Raw genomic sequence first — 4,789 nt, forward strand, 5'->3', positions numbered from 1 at the left:
GGCGGAAACGCCGCGGATCATCGTCGCGCTGGACTTCGACGATGTCGCCGCCGCCGAGACGCTGGTCGCCTCGCTGCCGGTCGGCCGCTGTCGGCTGAAGGTTGGCAAGGAGCTGTTCCTGCGCGCCGGTCCCGAGGTGGTGCGGCGCTGGAGCGTCGCGGGCTGGGACGTGTTCCTCGACCTCAAGTTCCACGATATCCCCAACACCGTGGCCGGCGCCTGCCGGGCCGCCGCCGATCTGGGCGTGTGGATGGTCAATGTCCACACCCTCGGCGGTCCCGCCATGATGGAGGCCGCACGTGCCGCTGTGGACGCCGGCGGTCACGCCACCCTGCTTACCGGCGTCACTATCCTCACCAGCCACTCCGACGCCGACCTCGAGCGTATTGGTATCGCCGGCCCGGTGGATGCCGCGGTGAGCCGGCTCGGCGGCCTCGCCGTGGAGGCGGGGCTGGACGGTGTCGTCTGCGCCGCACGGGAGGCGGCGTCCATGCGGGCGCTGGGCGGGCCGGGTTTCCGCCGCGTGACGCCGGGCATCCGCCCGGCGGGTGTCGCCGCCGGCGACCAGAGCCGGGTGATGACGCCCGCGGCAGCGCTCGCGGCCGGGGCCACGGACCTGGTTATCGGCCGTCCCATTACCCGTGCGGTGGACCCACCGGCCGCCCTGGCGAGCGCGGAGGCCGAGCTGTCGGGCGCCGGCGACGCACCGGGTTTGTGATCGCCGTCCGCCGCGGGGTAAGCTCTTTCGTCACCGCGTGATCCGCACGCGGTGGCATCCCGGCGATGGGAGTCATCGCCGTCAAGGAAATCCCGAAACCAAGGAGGGCTTTGCCATGAAACTGCTCAAGACCGCCCTGTGTGCGGCCGCACTCGCTGTGGCGCCCGCGGTGTTCGCCGCGGCCATCAACCTCAACGAGGCGGACGTGGAGGCGCTGCAGCGCCTCGACGGCATCGGCCCGGTCAAGGCGGCGGCCATCGTCGACTACCGGGCGGCCCACGGGCCGTTCGAGTCCAAGCAGGGGCTGACCGCGGTGGACGGCATCGGCGAGACGACGCTGGAGGGCATTCGCGAGGACGTCACCGTCCGGTGACACCCGTGGCCCTGCGGCGTTTGCGGCCGCGCCTCCCGGCGCGGCCCTCTTGTGCGCCCCCGGCGGTCGGTGTATCGATAGGCGCCATCCCCCGCACGGGGTCCGCAACCAGGAATCGAGCACTATGACGCGACGCATCCGCAAGGCCGTATTTCCCGTCGCCGGGCTGGGGACGCGCTTCCTGCCCGCGACCAAGGCCAACCCCAAGGAGATGCTGCCGGTGGTGGACAAGCCGCTGGTGCAGTATGCCGCGGAGGAGGCCGCCAAGGCCGGGATCGAGACCCTGATCTTCGTGACCGGGCGCAACAAGCGCAGCATCCCGGACCACTTCGACAAGGCCTATGAGCTGGAGACCGAGCTCGAGGCCAAGGGCAAGCAGGACCGCCTGCGCCAGGTCCGCGAGATCCTGCCCAACGGCGTGGCGGTGGTCTACATCCGCCAGTCCGAGGCCCTCGGCCTGGGCCATGCCGTGCTCTGCGCCGAGCCCATCGTGGGCGACGAGCCCTTTGCCGTGATCCTGGCCGACGACCTCATCGACGACCCGGAGGGCAGCGGCTGCCTGGCCCAGATGACCGATCAGTACGACGCCCATGTCGCGAGCATCCTCGGTGTGCAGCGGGTACCCGAGGAGCACACTGACCGCTACGGCATCGTCGACGCCTCGCCGGTGGCCGAGCGGCTGAGCGAGGTGCGCGGCATCGTCGAGAAGCCCGCGCCGGAGGCCGCGCCGTCGACCCTCGGCGTGGTCGGGCGCTACATCCTCAATCCGGCGATCTTCAACAAGCTCCGCCAGACCCGGCCCGGCGCCGGCGGCGAGATCCAGCTCACCGACGCCATCGCCGCGCTGATGCGCGATGAGCCGGTGTTCGCCTACGAGTTCCGCGGCACGCGTTACGACTGTGGTGACAAGCTCGGTTACCTGCAGGCCACCGTGGAGTACGCCCTCAAGCACCCGGAACTCGGCGCGCAGTTCCGCGAGTACCTCGACGCGTTGCACCAGCGTAGTCACTGAGACGCAGGTGAGGCACTCTGCGACAACTCTCCTGCCGGTGGCGGGCGAGACGCCGGCGTGACGTTGGGTGCCATTCCTGGGCCCCCACGGCCCTGGCCGGTATCGACGTGGTAGTGACGGACGTTGACGACGCCTCACCTGGCGGAGTTGGCCGGCGCGCGGGCCGTTCACCGTGCGGCCCGGCCTGGCCGGGGCGAATGCGTCCGTCACTCCGGTGGCCGCGGAATGTGTGGGCGGGTGAGACGGCATGTCGCGGGCGTGAATAGCGGCGGCGGTAATAGCGCCCAGGTTTCCGATGGTGTCGTGATGCTGGAGTGCACCCGCTCGTGTGGTAGCCCCTCGAGGCCGCGCTCGCAGATCGCAGGGAGCTTGTTGCAACCGTCCCCGGCGCGTGGCTGACTGCCGCCCGGCCCCGTCGGTTCGCCGATCTGGCCGTGAACCATGTCCACGAAGTGGCCTGCGCGTCCCGCGCCGCGTGCTCCAGACGGGCAGCCCCGGCCCGTGTCGGCCACCGGCCGCCTTTGCCTGTCAGCGTTGCACTCCATACGAGGCATATCCCGGGCATGCCGGCTCGCAAGTTTGCGCTTCCCGGCGCGGGCGATTCGCGATGGCAGGGTGTACCCATGGATTCCTCTCCTCAGCGCATCGTAATGCCACGCCTGGAGGCCCTTCCTCACTTGCGGTCAGCTGCCAGCCCGGGGCTCGAGGAAGTGGTGCACTTTTTCCACGCGCGTCTGCCGTTGGCGTGGGAGATCTATGTCCGCCCCCATTTCAATGGCCTATCCCCGGACGTGGTCCTACTCAACCCGGAGGTCGGGCTCGCCGTCTATCGGCTCGTCGAGTATCCGATCGGGGAAGGCGGGTATGCCTTCCGGCGAGACTCCCCCGGCAGCCCGCTAACCCTTTATGTTCAGGACGAAGCGGGGGCCGTACCCGTGATCAATCCATTCGCGGCACTCCGCTCGACGCGGGAAAACGTGGCAGAGCTCTATATCCCGACCGTCCGCCGGGAATGGGGTAGTGTTGGCTTCGGCGCGGTTACCGCGGGACTCATATTCCCTTACGCGAGCGAAGAGGAGGTGACCCGGTTCTGCGCGGACGCCGCATTCCAGCCCCACCGCTACGCGCCAGCCGTGAGTCGGGAAGCGCTGGCGCGAGAACGCGTTCACCGTGTCTTCCCCGAGTCCGGTCGATCCCGGTCGAAGCTGATGAGCGAAACCGCCGCCGCGGAGTTGAGGGCCTGGCTGAGAGAACCGGAGTATCGCGCGGCCCAACGACAACCACTGGTATTCGACCCGGTTCAGAAGCCGCTGGTGAGCACGAGAACGCGGTCAGGCCTTCGCCGCATCCGCGGCGCGGCCGGGACGGGCAAGACCCACGTGATCGCCGGTCGTGCGGCCCACCTGGAGGCCCAGGGGCGGCGGGTGCTTGTCCTGACCTTCAATAACGCGCTGATTCGCTACATCAGGGATCTCGTGGACCGGGCACGTGCGCCCTATTGCCGCGACGAACGCGTGACCGTTCTCGGTTTCCATGCCTGGTGCAAACTCATTTGTGAGCAGGCGGGGTTCACGGAATCGTACAGGGCGCTCTGGCGGCACCATAAACCGGACGAACAACGGACCGAGGAGGACCGGCAGGTCGCGCTCAAACACGTATGCGACGAGGAACTGCCCCGTCTGACCGAAAGGGCCCTGGAAACCCTCGACAGGCTTGGTGGCCACCGGCACACCGGCTACGACGCGTTGCTCGTGGATGAAGGGCAGGACTGGTCGCCCCACTGGTGGCATGTCGCACGCCGCGCGATACGTAACGGCGGCGAATTCATCCTGGCGGCGGACGCCACGCAGGATCTCTACGGCAGGGCCGAGTCATGGACCGACGAGGCCATGTCGGGCGCGGGGTTCAGGGGGAAATGGAGCGAACTGTACACCTGCCATCGTCTCCCAGGTGACTACCTTCCTTTCGTGAGTGAATTCGCGTCACGCGTACTCAGTCACAAGGAAGGGGACCAGATACCCGGCACGCGGCCACTGCAACTCCATGCCCCGACGCAGATGCGCTGGCGCCAAGTGCCAGGGGGCCGGGTCCCGCAATACGGGGCGCTTGCCGTGGCCGAGCTCGAGCCTGTTGCGCGTGAGGATCCGGCCGCGTACTCGGACGTGGTCGTCGTCGTGCCAACGCGCTCACTGGGGGTCGAACTGGTGACCCATCTCGAGCATCTCGGGATAAACACCGTGCACACCCTGCAGCAGGACAGCCGGGCGGCGAGCGCCGCGAAACGAGGGTTCTCCGTCGGCAACAACGGAGTCAAGGTCACGACGATGCACGGCATGAAGGGGTGGGAGGCTCGATACCTGGTCGTGTGCGTCGAAGCCGCCGAGAGTGAAAAAGTGAGGCGGGCTTTGTACGTGGCTCTCACGCGACTCAAAGTATCCGAAACAGGCGTATGCAGCTATGTCGCGGTGGTGACGTCCGACCCGCAGCTGAGGCAGTATGGTTGCGACTGGCCGGTGTTCATCGATGAAACCGGGGTGGCTGGCTCCGGGGCAAGCGCCTGATACGGTATGCTGGCAATAAAAGGAGCCGCTCCACAGCGGGCGCGGCACGAGGCAGCATGGGAATGACGGTCGTACGTGAGGGTAGCTTCGGGATGCGAACCGTTCTCAACTTTCGGCGATGGTTG

4 protein-coding genes are annotated in these 4,789 nt (G+C 68.0%); all 4 read left to right on the plus strand.

The window, feature by feature from the left end; all coding sequences use genetic code 11:
* Positions 1–16: 16 nt before the first annotated feature.
* The 4 genes from pyrF to G7A99_RS08870 all read left to right on the plus strand — a co-directional run bounded on the left by pyrF (position 17) and on the right by G7A99_RS08870 (position 4,664).
* Positions 17–718 (plus strand): orotidine-5'-phosphate decarboxylase, encoded by a 702-nt coding sequence (gene pyrF / locus G7A99_RS08855; RefSeq protein ID WP_163139615.1) that lies wholly within the window; start codon positions 17–19, stop codon positions 716–718.
* Positions 719–833: 115 nt separating this feature from the next.
* A complete protein-coding gene (locus tag G7A99_RS08860) occupies positions 834–1,091 on the plus strand; it encodes a helix-hairpin-helix domain-containing protein (protein ID WP_163139599.1) in 258 nt (85 codons plus the stop codon).
* Between the two features lie 124 nt (positions 1,092–1,215).
* Complete coding sequence (gene galU, locus G7A99_RS08865; protein ID WP_163139601.1) at positions 1,216–2,103, plus strand: UTP--glucose-1-phosphate uridylyltransferase GalU; 888 nt, start codon at positions 1,216–1,218, stop codon at positions 2,101–2,103.
* Positions 2,104–2,816: 713 nt separating this feature from the next.
* Entirely contained in the window at positions 2,817–4,664 is a 1,848-nt protein-coding gene (locus tag G7A99_RS08870; protein ID WP_163139603.1) for a UvrD-helicase domain-containing protein, read from the plus strand.
* The last annotated feature ends 125 nt before the right edge of the window (positions 4,665–4,789 follow it).

It is taken from the genome of Arhodomonas sp. KWT (assembly GCF_010993615.1).